The organism is Streptomyces sp. NPDC029159, from assembly GCF_055564055.1.
On record NZ_JBVHWT010000003.1, the window covers coordinates 501,707 to 523,028 of the forward strand.

Sequence of the window (21,322 nt, forward strand, 5' to 3'; positions counted from 1 at the left end):
CGGACCACGTGAGCGCGGGTGCGCATCAAGGAGCGGCGGCAGGCCGGGTCGAGCAGATGCTGGGGCAGGTCACGCCCGGTCGCTACGACGCCTACGAAGCGCTGCTGCACGCGCTCGCCGCCGGTCAGGTCTGGATGCTGCTCTGGCACGGCCGCGCCGGGATGCCCGACGCGCAGTACGGGAACATGGAGGTCGACGGCCTGGGCTACGCGCCCTGCGTCACCTCTGCACCCGAGTTGGCCGCCTCCGGCTGGAACCGCGACCACGAGTTGGTCACCGGTGTCGAGATCGCCTCCGCCCTCTTCCCCGACCGCTGGGGCCTGTGGCTGAATCCGCACGCCCCCGGCGGTGGCGTCGGCATCCCCTGGCTGGATCTGCGCCGGATCGCCGGCGGCCTCGACCGGCTGCCCGCCGGACCGCTGCGGATCACCGAACCGGTCATCGACCTCCCGCAGTTCTACGCCCTGCTCGCCCAGAACGCCCACCGCACACCCGCCGTACGGTCGTTGCGCCGCGCCTGGGTGCAGCCCGCCCTCGGCGCGCCGTACCTCGCCCTCGGCCTGGACCTCTACGACGCGGGCCAACAGAGCGTGGAGGCCGCCCGGTTGATGGCCCAGCAGGCCATGGGCGCGGTCCCCGACGGGCTGCCCGTCTCGACCGTCGCGATGAACGACGAGTACGACCCGGTCGCCATGTGGATGCGCGCCTGCACCCGCCCCTTCTTCGACCGCGAGGGGTACGGCATCCCGGCGCAGCCGCCCGCCCCCGGGTACGGCTACCCGCGCCCCTACTGACCCGGGCGGCGCGGCCTCCGGGCCGCCCCCGGGCGCGCCGCCGTCATGGACGCGGCGCCGCAAATCACCCTCTCCGCCCGCGAGTTGACGGGCGCTTTCCCGCCACCGAATTCTCCGCTCAGGCGCCCGATGCGTCCGTATAGCGGAGACTTGTGGACCAGATCACAGTTGCGCATCCATTCACCTCGGGGGCTGGTGAGTGATCGCGAATCGGATGAAGACTCCGGCAGCAGGGTTTCGGCCCTGTGTACGAACACCATCCGGACATCTGCCAGGTGAACGCGGAGCATTTCGCGTTGCGAACGTTCCGTGGCAACCCGTACGAGAGCGTGCGGCGGCGATGGGGACCAGGCCGCGAGCGCGGCGGGGCGTGAGGCCGGCCACCGTCGGCCGAGAGGGGTCAAAGGCACTGTGACCGCACCGATCGAGACCACCGGCGCGGCTGCCCAGGCGCAGCCGGAAGCGGTGCTGGAGGGCGTGGAGAGCAAGCGGATCGAAGGCCGCTCGCTCGGCCGCATCGCGCTGCTGCGCTTCCGGCGCGACAAGGTCGCGGTGGCCGGTGCCATCGTTGTCATCCTGCTGATCGCCGTCGCCGCACTCTCCCGCCCGCTCCAGACGCTGCTCGGTCTCGACCCGGACAGCCCCGACCAGTCGCTGATCGACCCCAACACCACGCTCCCCAAGGGCGACCTGGGCGGGATGAGCGGCGCCCATCCGCTGGGCGTGGACCCGAAGTTCGGCCGCGATCTGCTCGCCCGGGTGCTGGAGGGCTCCTGGGTCTCGCTGATCGTCGCCTTCGGCGCCACCCTGCTGTCCGTGGCGATCGGCACGGTCATGGGGGTGGTCGCCGGTTTCTACCGCGGCCGGGTCGACGCGGTGATCAGCCGGCTGATGGACGTCTTCCTGGCGTTCCCGCTGTTGCTGTTCGCCATCGCGATTTCCGCCTCGCTCCAGGGAGGCGCTTTCGGCCTCACCGGACTGCCGCTCCACCTCTCCGTCCTGATCTTCGTCATCGGCTTCTTCAACTGGCCGTACATGGGCCGGATCGTGCGGGCACAGACCCTGTCGCTGCGGGAGCGGGAGTTCGTCGACGCGGCGCGCGGCATGGGTGCACGCGGTCCGTTCATCCTCTTCCGCGAGCTGCTGCCCAACCTCGTCGGCCCGATCGTCGTCTACTCGACGCTGCTGATCCCCTCCAACATCCTCTTCGAGGCGGCGCTGAGCTTCCTGGGCGTCGGCATCCAGCCGCCCCAGGCGTCCTGGGGCGGCATGCTCAACCAGGCGGTCAAGTACTACGAGGTCGACCCGCAGTACATGCTCGTCCCCGGTCTCGCCATCTTCGTCACCGTGCTCGCGTTCAACCTGCTCGGTGACGGTCTGCGGGACGCACTGGACCCCCGCGGCGGCCGCTGAGCCGGCCCCCCTACCGCCGCACCACGTCCGGTCGTTCCGAAGTTTTCCGAAGTCATCTCTCGAAGTGCTCGACGATTGAAGGGGAGCGCCACCAACATGCGAAGGTCAGTTCCGGTCGCGGCGATAGCGGCCATCACCAGTGCGGGCCTGCTGGCCGGCTGCACGGGGGGCGCCGGATCCACCGCCTCCGGCAAGGCGAACGCCGCCACCGAGGGCATCGTCAACGCCTCGGACGCGAAGGGCGGCACGGTCACCTACGCGATGAGCGACGCCCCCGAGTCCTTCGACCCGGGCAACACCTACTACGCGTTCGTGTACAACTTCAGCCGCCTCTACGCGCGTTCCCTGACGACCTTCAAGCCGGGCCCCGGCCCCAAGGGCAACGAGATCGTCCCGGACCTCGCCGAGTCGATGGGCAAGTCCTCCGACGGCGGCAAGACCTGGACGTACAAGCTCCGCAAGGGCGTGAAGTACGAGGACGGCACCGACGTCACCTCGCAGGACGTCAAGTACGCCGTCGAGCGCTCCAACTTCGCCCGCGACACGCTGTCCCTGGGGCCCAACTACTTCCAGCAGTTCCTCAAGGACAACGACGGCGGCTACAAGGGCCCGTACAAGGACAAGAGCAAGGAAGGGCTCAAGTCCATCGAGACGCCGGACGACCACACCATCGTCTTCCATCTGAAGAAGGCGTTCGCGGAGTTCGACCAGCTGGTCAGCGCCCCGCAGACCGCGCCGGTCCCGCAGGCCAAGGACAAGGGCGCCGACTACACCAGGTCCGTGGTCTCCAGCGGTTCGTACAAGTACCAGAGCTACCAGGAGGGCAAGCAGCTCACCCTCGTCCGCAACCCGCACTGGTCGGCCAAGACGGACCCGCTGCGCAAGCAGCTGCCGGACAAGATCGTCCTGAAGCTGAAGGTGGCACAGTCCACCATCGACAAGGACCTGCTGGCCGGGAACACCACCGTCGACCTGGCCGGCAAGGGCGTCGACGCGCAGACCCAGGCGCAGCTGCTGACCGACGCCCAGAAGAAGGGCAACACCGACAACGCCCTCGGCCAGCGGCTCAACTACCTGTCGATCGACACCAAGGTGAAGCCGTTCGACAAGCTCGCCTGCCGCCAGGCGGTCGAGTACGCCGTCGACAAGAAGGCCGTACAGACCTCCCTGGGCGGCCCGATCCGCGGCGACATCGCCTCCACGGTCCTGCCGACGGACATCCCCGGTTACGAGAAGTTCGACCAGTACCCGCAGAAGTACTCGGGCGACAACCTCGACCTCACCGAGGCCAAGAAGAAGTGGGCCGAATGCGGTGCCGGAAACGTCTCCACCACCATCCTCGCCCGCAGTGACCGGCAGGAGGAGGTGGACGCGGCGACCTCCGTCATCTCCTCGCTGAAGAAGATCGGCATCAACGCCAAGATCCAGCAGTACCCGAGCAGCAAGTACTTCTCGGACTACGCGGGCGTGCCGTCGTTCAACAAGAAGAACAACGTCGGCCTGATCATGATGCAGTGGGGCGCTGACTTCCCGACCGGCTACGGCTACCTCCAGCAGATCCTCAACGGCAAGGCGATCTCCAGCTCCGGCAACGTCAACCTCTCCGAGACGGACGACCCGGAGATCAACAAGCTCCTCGACTCGGCCGTCGCCAACCCCGACAAGGCCGGGCGCGAGAAGGCGTACGCCGAGATCGACAAGAAGGCGATGAGCCAGGCCCTGATGGTCCCGCTCACCTACTTCAAGGTCCTGAACTACCGCTCCCCGGAGGCCACGAACATGGTGGCGACCTCGGCCTACAGCGGGCAGTACGACTACCTCAACATCGGCGTCAAGAAGTAAGTCCCGGAAGGCAGGTGAAGGCATTGGTGCCCGCGGCCGGCCCCCTCGGCCCCGCGGGCACCGACGCCGCATCCCCGTGTTCTCGTACCTCATCCGCAGGGTGATCAGCGCGGTGATCCTGCTGCTGATCGTCAGCGCGGTCACCTTCGGCATCTTCTTCCTGCTGCCGAAGATCGCCGGGCAGACCACCGACCAGCTCGCGCAGCAGTACATCGGCAAGTCGCCGACGCCCGCCGACATCGCGGCGGTGAAGCGGAACCTCGGCCTGGACAAGCCCGTGTACGAACAGTACTGGGAGTTCCTCAGGGGCATCTTCGCCGGCGTCGACTACAAGTTCGGCCCCGAGGCGGCGCGGTGCCACGTCCCGTGCTTCGGCTACTCCTTCAAGACCCATATCGAGGTCTGGCCGGAGATCCAGTCGCGGCTGCCGGTCACCCTGTCCCTCGCCTCCGGTGCGGCCGTCGTCTGGCTCGTCTCCGGCATCACCACCGGCGTCATCTCCGCGCTGCGCCCCGGCTCGCTCTTCGACCGGCTGTCGATGGGCGTCGCCCTGGCCGGGGTGTCGCTGCCGATGTTCTTCACCGGAGCCGTCGCGCTGGCGCTCTTCACCTACCAGTGGCCGATCTTCGAACGCAGCGACTACGTCCCGCTCTTCGACAACCCGCTCCTGTGGGCCAGAACGCTGGTCCTGCCCTGGGTGACGCTGGCGTTCCTCTACTCGGCGCTCTACGCCCGGCTGACCAGGGCGGGCATGCTGGAGACGCTGAGTGAGGACTACATCCGCACCGCGCGTGCCAAGGGGCTGGGGGAGCGCACCGTCGTCGTCCGGCACGGGCTGCGCGCCGCCCTGACCCCGCTCATCACCGTGTTCGGCATGGACCTGGGGCTGCTGCTGGGCGGTGCGCTCATCACCGAACAGGTCTTCTCGCTCCAGGGTGTGGGCGCCTTCGCCGTCCAGGCGATCACCGCCAACGACCTGCCCAACATCCTCGGCGTCACCCTGCTCGCCGCGTTCTTCATCGTCCTGTGCAACCTGGTGGTGGACGTCCTGTACGCCGCCGTCGACCCGCGCGTGAGGCTCTCGTGACCGACTCCGACGACACCGCATCCGGCGCCCCGAAGCCGTCCGGCGAGGGGGCACCGTTCCTCGACGTCCGCGATCTGAAGGTGCACTTTCCGACCGACGACGGCCTGGTCAAGTCCGTCGACGGCCTCTCCTTCACGCTGGAGAAGGGCAAGACCCTCGGCATCGTCGGCGAGTCCGGCTCGGGCAAGTCCGTCACCTCGCTCGCCGTCATGGGCCTGCACCGCGCCTCGCGGCGGCAGCGCGCCACGGTCCGGATGTCCGGCGAGATCCGGCTGGACGGCCAGGAGCTGATCGGCGCCGACCCGGACGAGGTACGCCGGCTGCGCGGCCGCCGGATGGCGATGATCTTCCAGGACCCGCTCTCCGCGCTGCACCCCTATTACACGGTCGGCAAGCAGATCGTGGAGGCGTACCGCGTCCACCACGACGTCGACAAGAAGACGGCGCGCAGGCGGGCGATCGAGATGCTGGACCGGGTCGGCATCCCGCAGCCGGACAAGCGGGTGGACGACCATCCGCACCAGTTCTCCGGCGGCATGCGCCAGCGCGCGATGATCGCGATGGCGCTGGTCAACAACCCCGAACTGCTCATCGCGGACGAGCCGACCACCGCGCTGGACGTCACCGTCCAGGCGCAGATCCTCGACCTGATCCGCGATCTGCAGAAGGAGTTCGGCTCCGCCGTCATCGTGATCACCCACGATCTGGGCGTGGTCGCCGAACTCGCCGACGACCTGCTGGTCATGTACGGCGGCCGGTGCGTCGAGCGCGGCCCCGCCGACAAGATCTTCGAGGCGCCGCAGCACCCCTACACCTGGGGCCTGCTGGGCTCCATGCCGCGCATCGACCGGGACCACGCCGACCGGCTCATCCCGGTCAAGGGCTCGCCGCCCAGCCTGATCAACGTCCCCTCCGGGTGCGCCTTCAACCCGCGCTGCCCGTACGCGGACGTGCCCAAGGACGACCTCACCCGTACGGTCCGCCCCGAACTCACCGAGGCCACGACCGGCCACTTCTCCGCGTGTCACATGGCACCGGCGGAGCGGAAGCGGATCTGGACCGAAGAGATTGCGCCGAAGCTGTGAGCGAGAACACGAAGAAGAAGGCCGGGAAGGCCGAGGAACCGGCGGAGGCCGAGAAGGTCGATGGGGCTGCTGGGCCCGTTGGGCCTGCTGAGGCTGCGGAGGTCGCTGAGGTCCAGGAGCCTGCGGCGGCCGGTAAGGCTGAGGAGGCCTCCGAGCCTGCTGGGCCCGCCGATTCCGCCGCCCCCGCCGAGCCCGTCGAGGAGGCGGAGCCCGAGCGGCCTGCCGAGGCCGTCGACGAGAAGCCCGCCGAGCCCGCGAAGTCCGGCGCGACCGTGCCCGCGCCCCGGTCGGAGACCGACGAGGTGCGTACCCCGCTGCTGCGGGTGCGCGGGCTGACCCGGCACTTCCCGATCACCAAGGGGCTGCTCAAGCGGCAGGTCGGGGCAGTCCAGGCGGTCGACGGCATCGACTTCGACGTCTACCCGGGCGAGACGCTGGGCGTGGTCGGCGAGTCCGGCTGCGGCAAGTCGACCATGGGACGGCTCATCACCCGGCTCGACGAACCCACCGGCGGCACCGTCGAGTTCGAGGGGAAGGACATCACCCACCTCTCCCCGGGGAAGCTCCGCCCGATGCGCCGCGACGTCCAGATGATCTTCCAGGACCCGTACGGGTCGCTGAACCCCCGGCACACCATCGGCGCCATCGTCTCCACCCCCTTCCGCCTCCAGGGCGTCGAGCCCGAGGGCGGCGTCAAGAAGGAGGTGCAGCGGCTGCTGGAGCTGGTGGGCCTGAGCCCGGAGCACTACAACCGCTACCCGCACGAGTTCTCCGGCGGCCAGCGCCAGCGCATCGGCATCGCCCGCGCCCTCGCCCTCAAGCCGAAGCTGGTCGTCGCGGACGAGCCGGTCTCCGCGCTGGACGTCTCCATCCAGGCGCAGGTCGTCAACCTCATGGACGACCTCCAGGACGAACTGGGCCTGACGTATGTGATCATCGCGCACGACCTGTCCGTCATCCGGCACGTCTCGGACCGGATCGTGGTCATGTACCTCGGCAAGATCGTCGAACTGGCCGACCGCACCTCCCTCTACGCCACGCCGATGCACCCCTACACCAAGGCGCTGATGTCGGCGGTGCCGGTCCCCGACCCGAAGCGGCGCACCGAACGCGACCGCATCCTGCTCAAGGGCGACGTACCGTCCCCCATCAACCCGCCCTCCGGCTGCCGGTTCCGTACCCGCTGCTGGAAGGCGACCGAGACCTGCACGACGACCGAACCGCCGCTGGTCTCGCTCAAGGACGGACACAAGGTGGCCTGCCACCACCCGGAGAACGCCCCGGGGCCCGGGACGGCGTGACGGCCGTGCCCCGGTGGTGGCCGGGGCACGGGAGACGGACGTACTTCGGGGCGTCGGCAGCGGATGCCGGCGCCCCGAAATCTCTGTGCATTCCCTGCAACCCGCGGCGTCCGGCCGGTGTTTCTTCTGTGAGACGGGACGGCGGACGCTCCCGCGGCGCCCCGGCCGGCCTGCCTGCCGGGCGCCCCGATCACGCAAGGGAAGGAAGCCGAACCATGTCCCACGACGCACCGGCCGTCCGGCACCCCGACGGCGCGTACCACGAAGTCAACGGCCACCGCCTCTGGGTGGAGAGCGAAGGGCGCGGCGACCCCGTCCTGCTGCTCGCCGGGCTCGGCCCGGCCGGATCCCATGTCGTCTTCCACCCGCACTTCGACGCACTCGCCTCCGACCACCGCGTCCTCCACGTCGACCTGCACGGACGCGGCCGCTCCGACGCCCCCGACCGGGCGCCCGCAACCTCGCGCTCCACCCCCTCTTCTGCGGCGCCGACGTCGACTTCACCGTCGGCGGCGAAATCCTCCGCATCCCCGACTTCCGGCCGCAGCTGGCGGAGATCGAGGCGCCCCTGATGGTGCTGGCCGGACGGTACGACCGGGCGCTCTACCCGGCCCTGCAGCGGGAGTTCGCCCTCCGGGCGCCGCGCGCCCGCTTCGAAATACTGGAGCGCAGCGGCTCGTTCGGTCATGTCGAGGAGCCGGAGACGGTCCACGCCCTGCTGCGCGAGTTCTGGAAGGAGCACTGACCCGTGCCGGACACCGGCGCGGATGCCACCGCACTCCCCGCATTCCACGGAGCGGGTGACGGGCCAACGGCGCCCATGGGGTGAAGGACGAGATGGCTGAGCGACTGACCGAGCAGCTGGCCCGGGATCTGGACGGCGGCTTCTCGGAGCTGGTGCGGGTCCACGGCTCGGCCGTGCGCACCTATCTCCACCGCGTGACCGGGTCGCCGACCGAGGCGGACGATCTGGGCCAGGAGACCTTCCTGCGGGCCTACAAAGCCCTGCTGGACTATCCGCCGGAGCGCCGCCGGGAACTGCATCCGCGGGCCTGGCTGCTGAGCATCGCCACCAACGTGTGGCGCAACGACATCCGGTCCAAGGTCCGGCGCCCGGTCTCGGCGGCTCCCGTGGAGGAGTACTCCGACAGCTGGGCGGATACCGGACCCGGCCCGGAGGAGTGGGCCTCGCGGACCGCGGAGCGGGAGCTGCTGGGCGCCGCCCTCGGCAAGCTGCCCGAGCGCTCCCGCACCGCGGTCGTGATGCGGCACGTACTGGGCATGAGCTATGCAGAAGTCGCCGAGGTGCAGGGCTGCCCGGTCGGCACGGTCAAGGCGCAGGTGTCACGGGGACTGCTGACGTTACGGAAGTTACTGGAGCCGGAAGCGGAACTGATGAGGGAGGCGAGGACGTGAGTGGAGGAGTGCACGGGCGGAGTCCCGCCGAGCCGGCGCTCGCACGGGCGCTGGCGGAGCTGGCGGACACCGGCCCGACCCCCTTCGAACTGAAGGTGCTGCGGTACGTGGGCATCCCCGAGGACCGCTACGACACCTATGTCCGTGTCGAGACACCCGCAGGGGGCCTGTACGTCGCGCAGCGCGGCCCGGTGGTGACGGGAGCCGCCCTGGCCGCGGCGGTCGGCGCGGCACGCGATTTCGAGGAGCGGCATCTGGCGGTCACCGGCCGCACCGCGGTCGCGGGCACCGCTCCCGCCCCCGGGGTCCGCCCCGCGGTGCGGACCGGTCGCGCCCGGCAGCTGCGGATCGATCTGGCGGGGGCGGGGCTGACGGATGCCGAGTCCGCGGTCCTGGGCGCGGTCCGCTCGATCCCGTACGGACAACTGCGGCCCATATCCTGGGTGTTGCGGGAGGCCGGACTGCACGGCCCGGAGGCCCCGGCCCCCGGGAGCCGGGAGGGCGGGCTTCAGGGCGGCGCGCCGCGTCACGACGGTGTGGGCCACGACGAGCCGTCCCCTGACGCACCGCGGGACGGCGTCGCCCAGGTCACCGCGGCCCTGGCCCGTAACCCGGCACAGCTGCTGATCCCCTGTCACCGTGTCACCGACGACGCGGGGGTGCCGCAGGACGCGGCGTACGGCGGGGTGGTCGGTGCGGTGCTGCGGGAGGCCGAGGGGATCGGCCCGGAGCGGGTCCGTGCCCTGGTGCGGACGCACACCGTCTTCCTCGGCAGCGACACCACCCATATCTACTGCCATCCGCTCTGCGCGCACGCCCGGCGCATCACCCCACGGCACCAAGTCCCCTTCCGGTCCGCCCACGACGCCCGCCGGGCCGGATACCGGCCGTGCCGGTCCTGCCGGCCGCTCGCCTCCTGAGCCGACCGCCGTCGCGCGGGCGGGCAGCTCCGAGCCCGCGCGGTCGGCGGGCCGTCACTGTCCGCCCGTCGCCCGCTGCCCGACAAGTGACCCTCCCGCATGACGAGTTGGCAAAGTCCCCCGCCAGGACCGGCGGCGCCGTGCAGAGTCGGCCCGCTGGAACCCCAGCATCCGTGTGTTCGAAGAGATGGGCTCACCATGGCACTCTCCGTATCCGCACTCCGCCGCCCCCGGCTGCTCACCCTGGCCGCCGCCTGCACCGTCGTCGCCACGGTCTGCGGTGTGGCCGCCCCCGGCGGTGTCGCCGCGGCGCCCGTCGGCACCCCGGGCGCGCCCGGCGCCGGCGACACCTACTTCCCGAACCTCGGCAACGGCGGCTACGACGCCCTCCACTACGACCTGGGCGTCAGCTACCACCCCTCCTCCGGCCGCCTCGACGGCCGCACCACGCTGACCGCCCGTGCCACCCAGAACCTCAGCGCCTTCGACCTCGACCTCCAGAAGCTCGACGTCGCCGCCGTCCGGGTCGACGGCCGGCCGGCGCGCTTCAGCAGATCCGGCGACGAGATCACCGTCCGGCCCGCCCGGATGCTGCGCGACGGCCGCACGTTCAAGGTGACCGTCACCTACAGCGGGGTGCCCCAGCCGCTCGGTGGGCCGATCATCTTCGGCTCCCCGTACGGCTGGATGAAGACGAAGGACGGCGTCTTCGTGGCGTGCGAGCCGAACGCCGCCTCCACATGGTTCCCCTCCAGCGACCACCCCGGCGACAAGGCGACGTACGACATCCGCATCGACGCGCCCAAGGGGCTGACCGGCGTCTCCAACGGGCGGCTGATCGACTCCGGCGAGCGCGGCGGTCGCTCGTACGCCCACTGGCGCGAGAGCCGCCCGATGGCGACGTACCTGGCCACCGCCACCATCGGGAAGTTCGACGTCCGCACCGGCACCACCCCCGGCGGCACCCCGATCTACGTCGCCACCGACCCGACGCTGCCCACCGGGAAGGTCGACGTCTACGGCGTCACCGCACAGGCCACGGACTACTGGTCGAAGGTGTTCGGGCCGTACCCCTTCGAGGAGACCGGCGCCATCGTCGACGACATGCCGCAGGCGGGCTTCTCCCTGGAGGTGCAGTCCAAGCCCGCCTACTCGGCGGTCCGCAACGAGTCCACCATCGTCCACGAGCTGGCCCACCAGTGGTTCGGCGACTCCGTCTCCGTCAAGGACTGGCAGCACATCTGGCTCAACGAGGGCTTCGCGAGCTATGCGCAGTGGCTGTGGGCCGAGCACAAGGGCACCAAGAGCGCCCACGACGCGTTCCGCGAGGCGTACGCGTCGAAGCCCGCCGACGACCCGTTCTGGAAGATCAAGGTCGCCGATCCGCAGCGGGACACGATGTTCTCCGACGCGGTCTACGACCGGGGCGCGATGACCCTCCAGGCGCTGCGCGAACGCATCGGTGACACCGCGTTCTTCAAGCTGCTGCCCGCCTGGACCACGGCCCACCGCTACGGCAACGCCGAGACCTCGCAGTTCATCGCGCTGGCCGAGAAGATATCCGGCCAGCGGCTGGGCGACCTCTTCGACGCCTGGCTGAACACCGGCTCCCGCCCGCCGCTGCCGAAGTCGTAGGGGGTGTCTCCCCGGCCGTGTCAGCCGTCCGTGCCCTCCCGGCTCGGCGACCGGTGCGGCCGGGGCAGGTGCAGCCCGAAGTAGACCGCGCCCATCCGCAGTGCGAAGACCAGCCCGGCGGAGGCGGCGGTGGCCGCGGTGCCGCCGATGCCGAGGTGGTGCAGGACCAGCAGCAGGACGGCGCCGGCCAGCGCGGCGATGGCGTAGACGTCCTCGCGCAGCAGCAGCGGCGGGAACTCCCCGCACAGCACATCGCGGATGACCTCACCGGCGACGCCCGTCAGCACCGCCAGGATGAGCACCGCGAGCGGGGTGGCGCCCGCGTCGATGGCGGCGCGCGCCCCGATCACGGTGACGACGGCGAGTCCGACCGCGTCGACGACCAGCAAGGATTTCCGCGGCAGCGTCCAGAAACGGAGATAGGCCATGGTGGCCACGCCGACGCAGATGATCACCGTCAGCAGGACCCAGTCGTGCGTCCAGTACAGCGGGTGCCGGTTGAGGATCAGATCGCGCAGCGTGCCGCCGGAGATCGAGGCGGCGAAGGCGAGCACCAGACCGCCGAAGGGGTCCATGTTGGCGCGGTACGCGGCGAGCACGCCGCTCGCGGCGAACGCGGCGACGCCGAACAGGTAGAGCACGTGGAGCATCCCGGAATCATCCCAGGCCGCAGCGGTCCGGCGGTCCGCCGGGCGCCCCGAACTGACACTACCGGTCGGTAACTTTTCGGTGTAGCGTTCCAGCCATGGCACAGGTGACCCTTGGTAACAGCGAGTTCGACCGGGACACGGCCGTGGTGCGCCGCGCCCCGGGGCACTACGACGCGGAACTCTCCGCCGGCTGGACGATCATCCAGGCCGTCAACGGCGGCTACCTCCTCGCCCTCATGGGCCGCGCCCTCGGTGACGCGCTGCCGCACCCCGACCCGTTCTCGGTCACCGCGCACTACCTGACGGCATCCGCCCCCGGCCCGGCCACCATCCGCACCGAGGTGGTCCGCACCGGCCGCACCATGTCGACCGGCACCGCCACCCTCGTCCAGACCGCACCGGACGGCACCGAGGTCGAGCGGATGCGGGTGCTCGCCTCCTACGGCGACCTCGGCGCGCTCCCCGACGACGTCCGCACCAGCGCCAAGCCCCCGGCGCTGCCCCCGTACGCCCACTGCCTGGGCACCGACAGTGCCCCCGACGGCGGCTCGGCGATACCGGGCAGCACCGCCATCGCCGACCGTCTCGACATCCGCCTCGACCCGGCCACCGCGGGCTGGGCCGTCGGCGCGCCCTCCGGCAAGGGCGAGATGCGCGGCTGGTTCGGCCTCGCCGACGGCCGCGACCCGGACCCGCTCTCCCTGCTGCTGACCGTCGACGCCATGCCGCCCACCGCCTTCGACCTGGGCCTGGCCGGCTGGGTACCGACCGTCGAGCTGACCTGCCACATCCGCTGCCGCCCGGCGCCGGGCCCGCTGCGTGTCGCCATCGCCACCCGTAACCTCGCCGGCGGCTTCCTGGAGGAGGACGCCGAGGTCTGGGACTCCGCCGACCGCCTCGTCGCCCAGTCCCGCCAGCTCGCCCGCGCACCGCTCGGCGGCTGACCGTCCGCACCGGGGCGGGCCGCTCACGCCCCGGTGCCCGCCCCCGCGGCGAGGAAATCCATCAGCTCCGCGGTCAGCTCGGCCGGGGCGTCCTCCTGGACGAGATGGCCCGCGCCCTCGATCAGCCGGAGCCGGGCGCCGGGGATGCGGGCCGCGAGGTCACGGCCGCGCTCCGGCGGGATCCAGATGTCGCGCGCACCCCAGCACACCAGCGTCGGCAGCGTGATCTCGCCGTACCGGCCCTCGACCGCGTCCGTCATCCGCTGGTCGTTCGCCGCGATCTGCCGGTGGAACGCGGCCCGCCCCTCGGCCGTGCACCACGGCTCCACCAGGCGCTCCAGGACCTCGGGGCGCAGCCCGGTGGCGCTCGCCGAGGCGATGTACTCGCGCACCAGCGCCCGGTGCAGCGCGGGCGGCAGCTGTGTGAAGACCTCCGCGTGCCGCCCGAGCAGCCGGTATGCCGGGGAACCCCAGGGCGCCACCGCCACCGGGTCCACCAGTGCCAGCCGGGAATACCGCGCACCGTGCAGCAGATGCGCCCGCAGCGCCACGCAGCCCCCGAAGTCGTGGGCCACCACGGCCGGTTCGGTCAGCGCCCAGTGGTCCAGCAGCTCGGTGAGGACCACTGCCTGCGCGGCCAGCGAGACGTCCTGCCCGGCGCGCATCTCCGAGGCGCCGTACCCCGGCATGTCCCAGACGAAGACCCGCCGCCGCCCCGCCAGCGCCCGGGCCACCGAGCGCCAGACGTACGAGGAGAACGGCGTCCCGTGCAACAGGACGACCGGCGGCTCTGCGCTGTCCTCCGGGCCGAGCGCGGCCCAGCGCACCTCGTCGGCCGAGGCGGCGAACGTCCGGTCCAGGCGCCAGGGCGCCTCGTGCGTCGTCGATGTCATGAGTGTCAGGCTAGTGACTCCTTACGGGGGCGTCGAGAGGTCCGACGGCGGCTCTTCGGGCGCCCCGCCGCGGCGGCGCCCCCGCGCGCCGGACATGCGCCCCCGAGGGCCCGGACGGCCGCCCGTAGAATCGGGGCACCATGGTTTACCTCGACCACGCGGCCACCACGCCGATGCTCCCCGAAGCGGTGCAGGCGATGACCGCTCAGCTGACCGTCACCGGTAACGCGTCCTCGCTGCACGCCGCCGGGCGGCGGGCCCGGCGCACCGTCGAGGAGGCCCGCGAATCGCTCGCCGCCGCCCTCGGCGCCCGCCCCAGCGAGATCGTCTTCACGGCCGGCGGCACGGAGGCCGACAACCTCGCGGTCAAGGGCCTCTACTGGTCCCGCCGGGCCGCCGACCCGGCCCGCACCCGCGTGCTGGCCAGCCCCGTCGAGCACCACGCCGTGCTGGACGCCGTGGAGTGGCTCGCCACCCACGAGGGCGCCCGCGTCGAGTGGCTGCCGGTCGACTCCTACGGGCGGGTGCACCCCGACGCGCTGCGCGAGGCCGTCGTCCGCAACCCCGCCGATGTCGCGCTGGCCACCGTCATGTGGGCCAACAACGAGATCGGCACCCTCCAGCCGGTCCGTGAACTCGCCGCCGTGGCCCGGGAGTTCGGCATTCCGCTGCACTCCGACGCGGTGCAGGCGGTCGGCCAGACCGAGGTCGACTTCGCCGCGTCCGGGCTCGCCGCCATGACCGTCTCCGGCCACAAGCTCGGCGGCCCGTACGGCATCGGCGCGCTGGTGCTGGGCCGGGAGTGGGCGCCGGTGCCCGTGCTGCACGGCGGCGGCCAGGAGCGCCAGGTCCGCTCCGGCACCCTCGACACCCCCGCGATCGTGGCGTTCGCCGCCGCCGCCCGCCACGCGGTGGACCACCGCGAGCAGTTCGCCCGCGAGATCGGCTCCCTCCGCGACGACCTGGTCAAGGCGGTACGGGCCGCCGTGCCCGACGCCGTCCTCGGCGGCGACCCGGACCCGGCCGGCCGGCTCCCCGCCAACGCGCACTTCTCCTTCCCCGGTTGCGAGGGCGACTCCCTGCTGCTCCTCCTCGACGCCCGGGGCATCGCCTGCTCCACCGGCTCGGCCTGCACCGCCGGGGTCGCCCAGCCCAGCCACGTCGTGCTCGCCACCGGCACCTCGCCCGAGCTGGCCCGCGGCACGCTCCGCTTCTCCCTGGGCCACACCTCCACCGCCGAGGACGTCGCGGCGCTCGCCGAGGCCATCGGCCCGGTGGTCGAACGCGCCCGGCAGGCCGGCCTGAGCTGAACCGGAGCCGTCCCGGGCCGCGCGCCCGGGACGCCCCGCTACGCGGCGCCCTTGGGAGGGGTCTTCTTCCGCAGCTCCCCGCGGACCAGCCGCAGATAGCCGTCCCAGCCCCAGTGCGGCCCCGGATCGGTGTGGTCGGCGCCCGGCACCTCGGAGTGGCCCACTATGTGCGCGCGGTCGGCGGGGAATCCGTAGCGGCGGCATATCCCGGCGGTCAGCCGCGCCGAGGCGGCGTACATCGCCGTCGTGAAGGACTCCGGGCGGTCCACGAACCCCTCGTGCTCGATGCCGACGCTGCGCTCGTTGTACGCGCGGTTGCCCGCGTGGAACGCGACGTCCAGCTCCCGCACGACCTGGGCTATGTGACCGTCCTTGCCCACCACGTAGTGCGAGGCGGCCGCGTGGGACGGGTCCTGGAAGACCTTCAGGGCCGTCGTGAAGCTGCCCTGGACGACGTGGATCACCACCCGGTCTATGGGGTAGTCGTCCGGGCGGTCGGCCTGCCGCCAGTTCGCCGGGGACGCCGCCACCCACTCCGCACCGTGCTGATCGACGGCGCCGGGTGTCCGCGGCTTCACGGTGCCCGCCAGCCCGCCGCGGGAGGCGACGGCCCCGGAACCGACGGCCACCACCGCGGCGCCGCCGATCCACAGCGCACGCCGCCTGCTGATGGCGGACCCGGTCCGCTCCGTCTTCCCCATGCGCTGGACAACGCGTACGGGACTGTCGGTGGTTCCGTCTACTCTGGAGAAGTTATGACTGACGCACCCCGCCTGCGCGTACTCGCCGCCATGTCCGGCGGTGTCGACTCCGCCGTCGCCGCCGCCCGCGCCGCCGAGGCCGGCCACGATGTGACCGGCGTGCACCTCGCGCTGTCCGAGAATCCCAAGTCGTTCCGGACCGGCGCCCGCGGCTGCTGCACCATCGAGGACTCCCACGACGCCCGCCGCGCCGCCGACGTCATCGGCATCCCCTTCTACGTCTGGGATCTCGCCGAGCGCTTCCGCGAGGACGTCGTCGAGGACTTCGTCGCCGAGTACGAGGCGGGCCGCACCCCCAACCCCTGCCTGCGCTGCAACGAGAAGATCAAGTTCGCCGCGCTGCTCGACAAGGCCCTCGCCCTCGGCTTCGACGCCGTCTGCACCGGCCACTACGCCACCGTCGTGCTGCGCGAGGACGGCAGCCGCGAGCTGCACCGCGCCTCCGACATGGCCAAGGACCAGTCGTACGTCCTCGGCGTGCTCGACGACCGGCAGCTGGCGCACGCGATGTTCCCGCTGGGCGACACCCGCACCACCAAGGCGGAGATCCGCGAGGAGGCCGCCCGGCGCGGCCTGTTCGTCGCCAAGAAGCCGGACAGCCACGACATCTGCTTCATCGCCGACGGCGACACCCAGGGCTTCCTCGCCAAGCGGCTGGGCACCGCCGAGGGCGCCATCGTCGACGAGTCCGGCACCCGCCTCGGCAGCCACGACGGCGCCTACGGTTTCACCATCGGCCAGCGCAAGGGCCTGCGCATCGGCACCCCCGCCGCCGACGGCAAGCCGCGCTACGTCCTCGACATCTCCCCGGTCGACAACACCGTCACCGTCGGCCCCGCCGCCTCCCTCGACGTCACCGCGCTCACCGCGATACGCCCCCGCTGGTGCGGCCGCCCGCCGGCCGGCGGCCCGGCCACGTACACCGCACAGCTGCGCGCCCACGGCGGCGAGACGGAGGTCCGCGCCGAGCTGACCGACGCCGAGGAGCTGCACGTCACCTTCACCGAGCCGGTCCGCGGTGTCGCCCCCGGCCAGGCCATCGTCCTCTACGACGGCACCCGCGTCGTCGGCTCCGCCACCATCGCCACGACCCGCCGCCGGGCGGGGGCGGAGGCGTAGGGGCCCAGGTAGGGAGGCCCCCCGGCGGGGGCGCCCTCCTCCTCCCTCGGGGGCTGCCCTTGCGGCTTCGCGGGTAGCCGCCCTGGCCTTCCTGGTGATACTTCCCCGCCCTGCCGCCCTGCCGCCCTGCCGCCCTGCCGCCCTGCCGCCCTGCCGCCCTGCCGCCCTGCCGGGGCCGGTCACCGGAAGCCGAGCGAAGCATCAGGCATCGCATGAACCGCGCGCGTACTGACTTCGGACAGGCCACGTTTGTGAGATGACGGCGGCCCTCAGTTGGAGTGAGGGCGTACGCCATGCCTACACATTCCGATTGCTTGTCTGTTCTGGGACGGCGTCTTATGCACGTGAGTTCAGCGGGCTACCGCAGGCCGGCCGCGGGCTGCGAGACCTTGCGAGACAACGGACAGACCGCTCGTAGCAGTCGATACCGGAGCCGCTTGATGCTGGCCGAAATATGCCAGAACTTGAACTGATCTTTGTAAGGTCTGCCACAGAGAGTAGTCAGCAGCGACGCTTCGTATGGGGGAGAGGGTTTTGTCATTCACGGACACGGAGATCGATGATCCATCGATGTTGCGTAAGGCGGGGCAAGGGTCCCTCGATCTTGCGGGGGAAACGAAGAAGGCGGGCAACCGCCCGCTCGACGAGACACGTACTGCGGCCAAGGGGTTCTCGAGCGCTGATTGGGACGGAGGGCTGGGGAAAGCGCTGAGCGAACTTTCCGAAACCTGGAGTCGGCAGGTCGGTTCACTGCAGGCGGAATGCGTGCTACTGGGGGCGCAGTGCGTCGATACGGGCAACGCGTACTCCTCGGTTGAGTCCAAGAACTCCTCCCTCATGGGTCACGTTGATCAGGGGATGGACTCGCCTTTCGGATGAGATGTCTCACCGATCGGCGATCAGGACATGTTGGGTTAGTTAAATCTATGGGGGGTTCTCTTGCTGGCGTACCGCAGCCTCTACCACATTAATCTCTCAATCCTCAAAGCCGCGGTAGAGGCATGGGCTGGTGTACCTGGAGATTTCTCCGGGCTGCTTGAAATGTACGGCGATACCGTGGAGCGGCCATTCAACTCTTCCGGCTGGGTTGGCCCAGTGATTACAGTTCAATCGGCGCGCGCGAGGTTGGGGTCCTGCAAGAAGGGGTATGGCGATGCAGCAGTCGAAGCCAAGGGGATTCACGGAATCCTGGCTGATGTGTACTCCGAGCTGAAGGATGCCAAGGAAGAACTGCACCGCCTAGCTGATGTCACTGCGCCGTCTCAAGGGCTTCATGTGAGTGATTCAGGGGTGGTGTCGGCCCGCCACCCGGCACGATCAGAGGGGACTTCCCCCATAGACCCGCAAGCATCGCCCGAAGGAAAAAAGGCGATTGAGCAGGACCGGCAGATTTCTGAGCTCGAAGAGAGCATCAAGAAAGTCTTGACGCGTGCGTGGGAGGCTGATCAATCTGCTTGCTGGGCACTGCGGAAGGACGTAGGCGGCAAGAATGCGCTTGGGTTCAACGGGAAGGAGGTGACAACAAGTCTGGAGTCCGCCGATGCGCAACATGCAGTAGACCTCATGCGTCATGGTGGGAAGATGACGGATCGGCAGATGGATGAACTGCAGCACATAATGCACCGTAATCGGAACGATCCGGAGTTCGCCACAGACTTCTACAAGAAGCTCGGGCCGAAGGCCACGCTGGAAACCGTCACCAAGCTCTCGCGCGAAATGCCTGAGTCCGATGAACATCGGCGGAGTATCTACAAGAATCTCAAGAAGGAAATGGGTGTATCGCTGGCCACTGCGACAGATCCCGGCAACAAGCCGCATCTGAGCGATGAATGGAATTCTCAGCTCCGTAAAGCGGGGTCGGAGCGTATCGGGGGACAGGTGGACGGTGAGGAGGTTTCCAATTATGGCTATCAGGCGCTCGGTGAAATCCTGAAGAACGGGGAGTATGATCCCCATTTTCTGGTACCAGTTGCCGAACATGTCACTCAGTTGCAGGAAAAGCATCCTGGGGTCATCCCGAACACTGGAGTCCTGGAAGCGTTGGGGCACAGCCCCGAAGCATCCGCAGGTTTCTTCAACGGGCCGATGCACGCATACAGCGAAAATGGTCAGGAGATTCACGGTAAGCCTGAACTCGGTAAGGGGTCCAACGGAAAGCCGATACACAGCTATCTGGACTACTTCACCGATAAGGGCTATGAGTGGGTCCCTGAGTCCACTCCGGAAACCCCGGACACTGCCTTCGGTGACTGGGACAAGCATGACAAGGCGCTGGAAAAAGAGATGGCTAAGGGGCCTGATGCGCTGGGGCATGCTCTGGAGGCCGCGGTCTCCGGACGTGCATACGACGACGAGGGCGCCGGGCACGTCAAGCACACGGAGGAGCAGGCAGGTCTCATGCACAAGGTGGTTGAGAAGTTTGGGAGTCATCCCGAACTCATCGACGCCAAAAAGCATGCGAGCCTGGCGCCTATGGCTGACAGTCTCGGGAATATGACCGCTGATTACATGCTGGATGTCCAGCGCGCGATGGGCGGCGAATCGGGAAGCGGAGGAGTTTTCCCCTCGACCGGAGCGGATGCACACCTTTCCGAGCTGAACAACGGCAAGCTCACCGACTTCATCGGCGCCGTCGGTAAGGACCCTCACGCTTACGGTGCGATTTCTCAGGCACAGCAGGCAGCTACTTCGGAAGCCATTAAGCATGTTATTGCTGAAGGCGGAGGAGAAGTGGTAAAGCGCACGGGTGATGTTGTGCAGCCAGGAGCCGTCGTGGATGGAATTCTCGCCGAGTCGCGCGCTACTGCCACGTATGACGAGAAGATTGCAGATGACAAGGCATTCAATGACGGGTTGAAGACCGGCGACAAGTGGGCAGGTCGGATCATCGGTATGGCGACCTCGAAGATCCCGGTAGGTGGTGATGCGCTTCAGTGGGCCATCGAGGACTGTCGCGGGGCGGCCGTCGACAACTTTACGCATGACTCAAAGAATGCAGCCAAGGAGACTGCTGACTCCTACGTCGAGGAGAATCGAGAGAACTCTGCTCAGGCGGCTCGCCGAGCTGCCCTCAACGCGGCCCGGCAGGCCGGGCTTTCCAAGGGGGAGAGCGAGCGGCTGGCGCTTTCTGCTTACAACCAGGCGAACCTGGCCTACGGTGACGGACGGAACCGTGAACACGGCATCGGCCGCGACTGAGGAGCGTGATGTGGATGAAGTGGACAGGGAAGAGGGCCTTCCTGATGGCGGCGCCTTTGGCGCTGCTGGCAGCGGCGTTGTGTTGGTGGCTCATGAGGGAAACCGATGAGCAGAAGGATGACATAGCATTTCCTGATGCGGTGTGTGGTGGAGCGCTGAAGGGCTCCGACGTCGCGCCTCTCTTTCCGGCGGAAGGGGCGGATTTCTCGGACAGTCGGAAATCTTTCGGCAAATCAGGGAACGCTGAAACGTGTTATTTTTCGGCAGGCGGGCGAGAGGTGGAACTCAGACTTTATTACTATCTCCCTTCTCCTTCGGCGGTCAAGAGGGCTGAAAATGATACGGACTGGTCTGCCGGTCATCAGCGAGTGCCTGTAAAGCTCGGTAATTCAGTCGGATATATGGGGAGTGATTTCTCCAAGCTCTACATGGACTGCACCAGCTCCTTGAGCGGGAAAAATGTGATAGGGGTCTGGGTTAATTACTACGGCGACGCGGCCGAGGCTGTTCCGCCTGGTAAGAGATTGCACTTCGGTGAGGCTGCGGCAGATGCGCTGCGGTACGTCGCCGGCGGCGAAGGGCAGGCGTGTAAGGAAGCCGCTTCCCTTCCTCAGGGGGCACCGGCCATGAGCTGACTTCCGGCTCGTGGGCCATGCTCGCCCAGCTCGTGGCCGGCCGGAGCGGCGCAGTGCCGGGTGTCCGGTGAGGGGGTGGGCCGGCACCGCCCCCGGAGGCGGAGCGGCCACTCGGGAGCCGGGTCGGGTGCCCGGGATTGAACAGGCGCGTTCGGCGCGTAATGGGTAGCCCCGAACCGACGGGGCATCCGTCCGACTCCGTGCCGATCGTGCTCTCGGATGGCCGAAAGCAGGCTCCGTGGGGCGTTGTGACGCGAATCTTCGCGGGCCCCACTGTCGATGAGGCGAGACCCGGCCATACTCTCGGTACCGCGACAGG

General features: G+C 69.5%; 20 protein-coding genes. 17 read left to right on the forward strand and 3 right to left on the reverse strand.

The annotated features are described in order from the left end of the window. The first annotated feature begins 8 nt into the window (after positions 1 to 8). The 11 genes from ACZ4U4_RS09235 (at position 9) to ACZ4U4_RS09285 (ending at position 11,493) form a co-directional block, all read left to right on the forward strand. The gene (locus tag ACZ4U4_RS09235) at positions 9 to 794 is read left to right on the forward strand and encodes an enhanced serine sensitivity protein SseB C-terminal domain-containing protein (RefSeq protein ID WP_467870703.1); all 786 of its coding nucleotides are present in this window, start codon (positions 9 to 11) and stop codon (positions 792 to 794) included. Positions 795 to 1,205: 411 nt separating this feature from the next. Then, positions 1,206 to 2,207: an ABC transporter permease gene (locus ACZ4U4_RS09240; RefSeq protein ID WP_467870705.1), complete on the forward strand. Its 1,002-nt coding sequence runs from the start codon at positions 1,206 to 1,208 to the stop codon at positions 2,205 to 2,207. 96 nt (positions 2,208 to 2,303) lie between these two features. After that, the gene (locus tag ACZ4U4_RS09245) at positions 2,304 to 4,049 is read left to right on the forward strand and encodes an ABC transporter substrate-binding protein (RefSeq protein ID WP_467870708.1); all 1,746 of its coding nucleotides are present in this window, start codon (positions 2,304 to 2,306) and stop codon (positions 4,047 to 4,049) included. Positions 4,050 to 4,125: 76 nt separating this feature from the next. Next, positions 4,126 to 5,136, forward strand: a complete 1,011-nt coding sequence (locus ACZ4U4_RS09250; RefSeq protein ID WP_467870710.1) for an ABC transporter permease — start codon at positions 4,126 to 4,128, stop codon at positions 5,134 to 5,136. Next, complete coding sequence (locus ACZ4U4_RS09255; protein ID WP_467870713.1) at positions 5,133 to 6,221, forward strand: ABC transporter ATP-binding protein; 1,089 nt, start codon at positions 5,133 to 5,135, stop codon at positions 6,219 to 6,221. The genes ACZ4U4_RS09250 and ACZ4U4_RS09255 overlap by 4 nt, the downstream gene beginning before the upstream one ends. 272 nt (positions 6,222 to 6,493) lie before the next feature. Continuing rightward, positions 6,494 to 7,522 (forward strand): ABC transporter ATP-binding protein, encoded by a 1,029-nt coding sequence (locus tag ACZ4U4_RS09260; RefSeq protein ID WP_467870950.1) that lies wholly within the window; start codon positions 6,494 to 6,496, stop codon positions 7,520 to 7,522. Positions 7,523 to 7,737: 215 nt separating this feature from the next. Beyond that, positions 7,738 to 8,094: an alpha/beta fold hydrolase gene (locus ACZ4U4_RS09265; RefSeq protein ID WP_467870716.1), complete on the forward strand. Its 357-nt coding sequence runs from the start codon at positions 7,738 to 7,740 to the stop codon at positions 8,092 to 8,094. Continuing rightward, complete coding sequence (locus tag ACZ4U4_RS09270; RefSeq protein WP_467870719.1) at positions 8,094 to 8,267, forward strand: alpha/beta fold hydrolase; 174 nt, start codon at positions 8,094 to 8,096, stop codon at positions 8,265 to 8,267. Before ACZ4U4_RS09265 ends, ACZ4U4_RS09270 begins: the two co-directional genes overlap by 1 nt. 92 nt (positions 8,268 to 8,359) lie before the next feature. Continuing rightward, entirely contained in the window at positions 8,360 to 8,938 is a 579-nt protein-coding gene (locus ACZ4U4_RS09275; protein WP_467870721.1) for an RNA polymerase sigma factor, read from the forward strand. Next, entirely contained in the window at positions 8,935 to 9,858 is a 924-nt protein-coding gene (locus ACZ4U4_RS09280) for an Ada metal-binding domain-containing protein (RefSeq protein ID WP_467870724.1), read from the forward strand. The genes ACZ4U4_RS09275 and ACZ4U4_RS09280 overlap by 4 nt, the downstream gene beginning before the upstream one ends. Before the next feature lie 198 nt (positions 9,859 to 10,056). Continuing rightward, entirely contained in the window at positions 10,057 to 11,493 is a 1,437-nt protein-coding gene (locus ACZ4U4_RS09285; protein ID WP_467870727.1) for a M1 family metallopeptidase, read from the forward strand. Positions 11,494 to 11,513: 20 nt separating this feature from the next. Here ACZ4U4_RS09285 and ACZ4U4_RS09290 read toward each other — a convergent pair whose 3' ends face one another. Beyond that, positions 11,514 to 12,143 carry a trimeric intracellular cation channel family protein gene (locus ACZ4U4_RS09290; RefSeq protein ID WP_467870730.1) on the reverse strand — a complete coding sequence of 210 codons (630 nt, stop codon included), beginning with the start codon at positions 12,141 to 12,143 and terminating at the stop codon, positions 11,514 to 11,516. Positions 12,144 to 12,238: 95 nt separating this feature from the next. Between ACZ4U4_RS09290 and ACZ4U4_RS09295 the strand changes: the two genes are divergently transcribed. Further along, the gene (locus ACZ4U4_RS09295; RefSeq protein WP_467870732.1) at positions 12,239 to 13,087 is read left to right on the forward strand and encodes a thioesterase family protein; all 849 of its coding nucleotides are present in this window, start codon (positions 12,239 to 12,241) and stop codon (positions 13,085 to 13,087) included. Between the two features lie 23 nt (positions 13,088 to 13,110). Here ACZ4U4_RS09295 and ACZ4U4_RS09300 read toward each other — a convergent pair whose 3' ends face one another. After that, positions 13,111 to 13,980 carry an alpha/beta fold hydrolase gene (locus ACZ4U4_RS09300; RefSeq protein WP_467870735.1) on the reverse strand — a complete coding sequence of 290 codons (870 nt, stop codon included), beginning with the start codon at positions 13,978 to 13,980 and terminating at the stop codon, positions 13,111 to 13,113. Between the two features lie 140 nt (positions 13,981 to 14,120). Here ACZ4U4_RS09300 and ACZ4U4_RS09305 point away from each other — a divergent pair, with 140 nt between their 5' ends. After that, the gene (locus ACZ4U4_RS09305) at positions 14,121 to 15,290 is read left to right on the forward strand and encodes a cysteine desulfurase family protein (protein ID WP_467870737.1); all 1,170 of its coding nucleotides are present in this window, start codon (positions 14,121 to 14,123) and stop codon (positions 15,288 to 15,290) included. A 38-nt stretch (positions 15,291 to 15,328) separates the two neighbouring features. On the opposite strand, the gene ACZ4U4_RS09310 is transcribed toward ACZ4U4_RS09305, so the two are convergent. Next, the gene (locus ACZ4U4_RS09310; protein ID WP_467870740.1) at positions 15,329 to 15,991 is read right to left on the reverse strand and encodes an N-acetylmuramoyl-L-alanine amidase; all 663 of its coding nucleotides are present in this window, start codon (positions 15,989 to 15,991) and stop codon (positions 15,329 to 15,331) included. 54 nt (positions 15,992 to 16,045) lie between these two features. On the opposite strand from ACZ4U4_RS09310, the gene mnmA reads away from it, so the two are divergent. The 4 genes from mnmA to ACZ4U4_RS09330 all read left to right on the forward strand — a co-directional run bounded on the left by mnmA (position 16,046) and on the right by ACZ4U4_RS09330 (position 21,003). Beyond that, a complete protein-coding gene (gene mnmA / locus ACZ4U4_RS09315; protein ID WP_467870743.1) occupies positions 16,046 to 17,170 on the forward strand; it encodes a tRNA 2-thiouridine(34) synthase MnmA in 1,125 nt (374 codons plus the stop codon). Between the two features lie 570 nt (positions 17,171 to 17,740). Next, positions 17,741 to 18,049, forward strand: coding sequence for a hypothetical protein (locus ACZ4U4_RS09320; protein ID WP_467870745.1), 309 nt, complete (start codon positions 17,741 to 17,743; stop codon positions 18,047 to 18,049). Between the two features lie 60 nt (positions 18,050 to 18,109). Continuing rightward, positions 18,110 to 20,368 carry a hypothetical protein gene (locus ACZ4U4_RS09325; protein ID WP_467870747.1) on the forward strand — a complete coding sequence of 753 codons (2,259 nt, stop codon included), beginning with the start codon at positions 18,110 to 18,112 and terminating at the stop codon, positions 20,366 to 20,368. A gap of 14 nt (positions 20,369 to 20,382) precedes the next feature. Further along, complete coding sequence (locus ACZ4U4_RS09330; protein ID WP_467870750.1) at positions 20,383 to 21,003, forward strand: hypothetical protein; 621 nt, start codon at positions 20,383 to 20,385, stop codon at positions 21,001 to 21,003. The last annotated feature ends 319 nt before the right edge of the window (positions 21,004 to 21,322 follow it).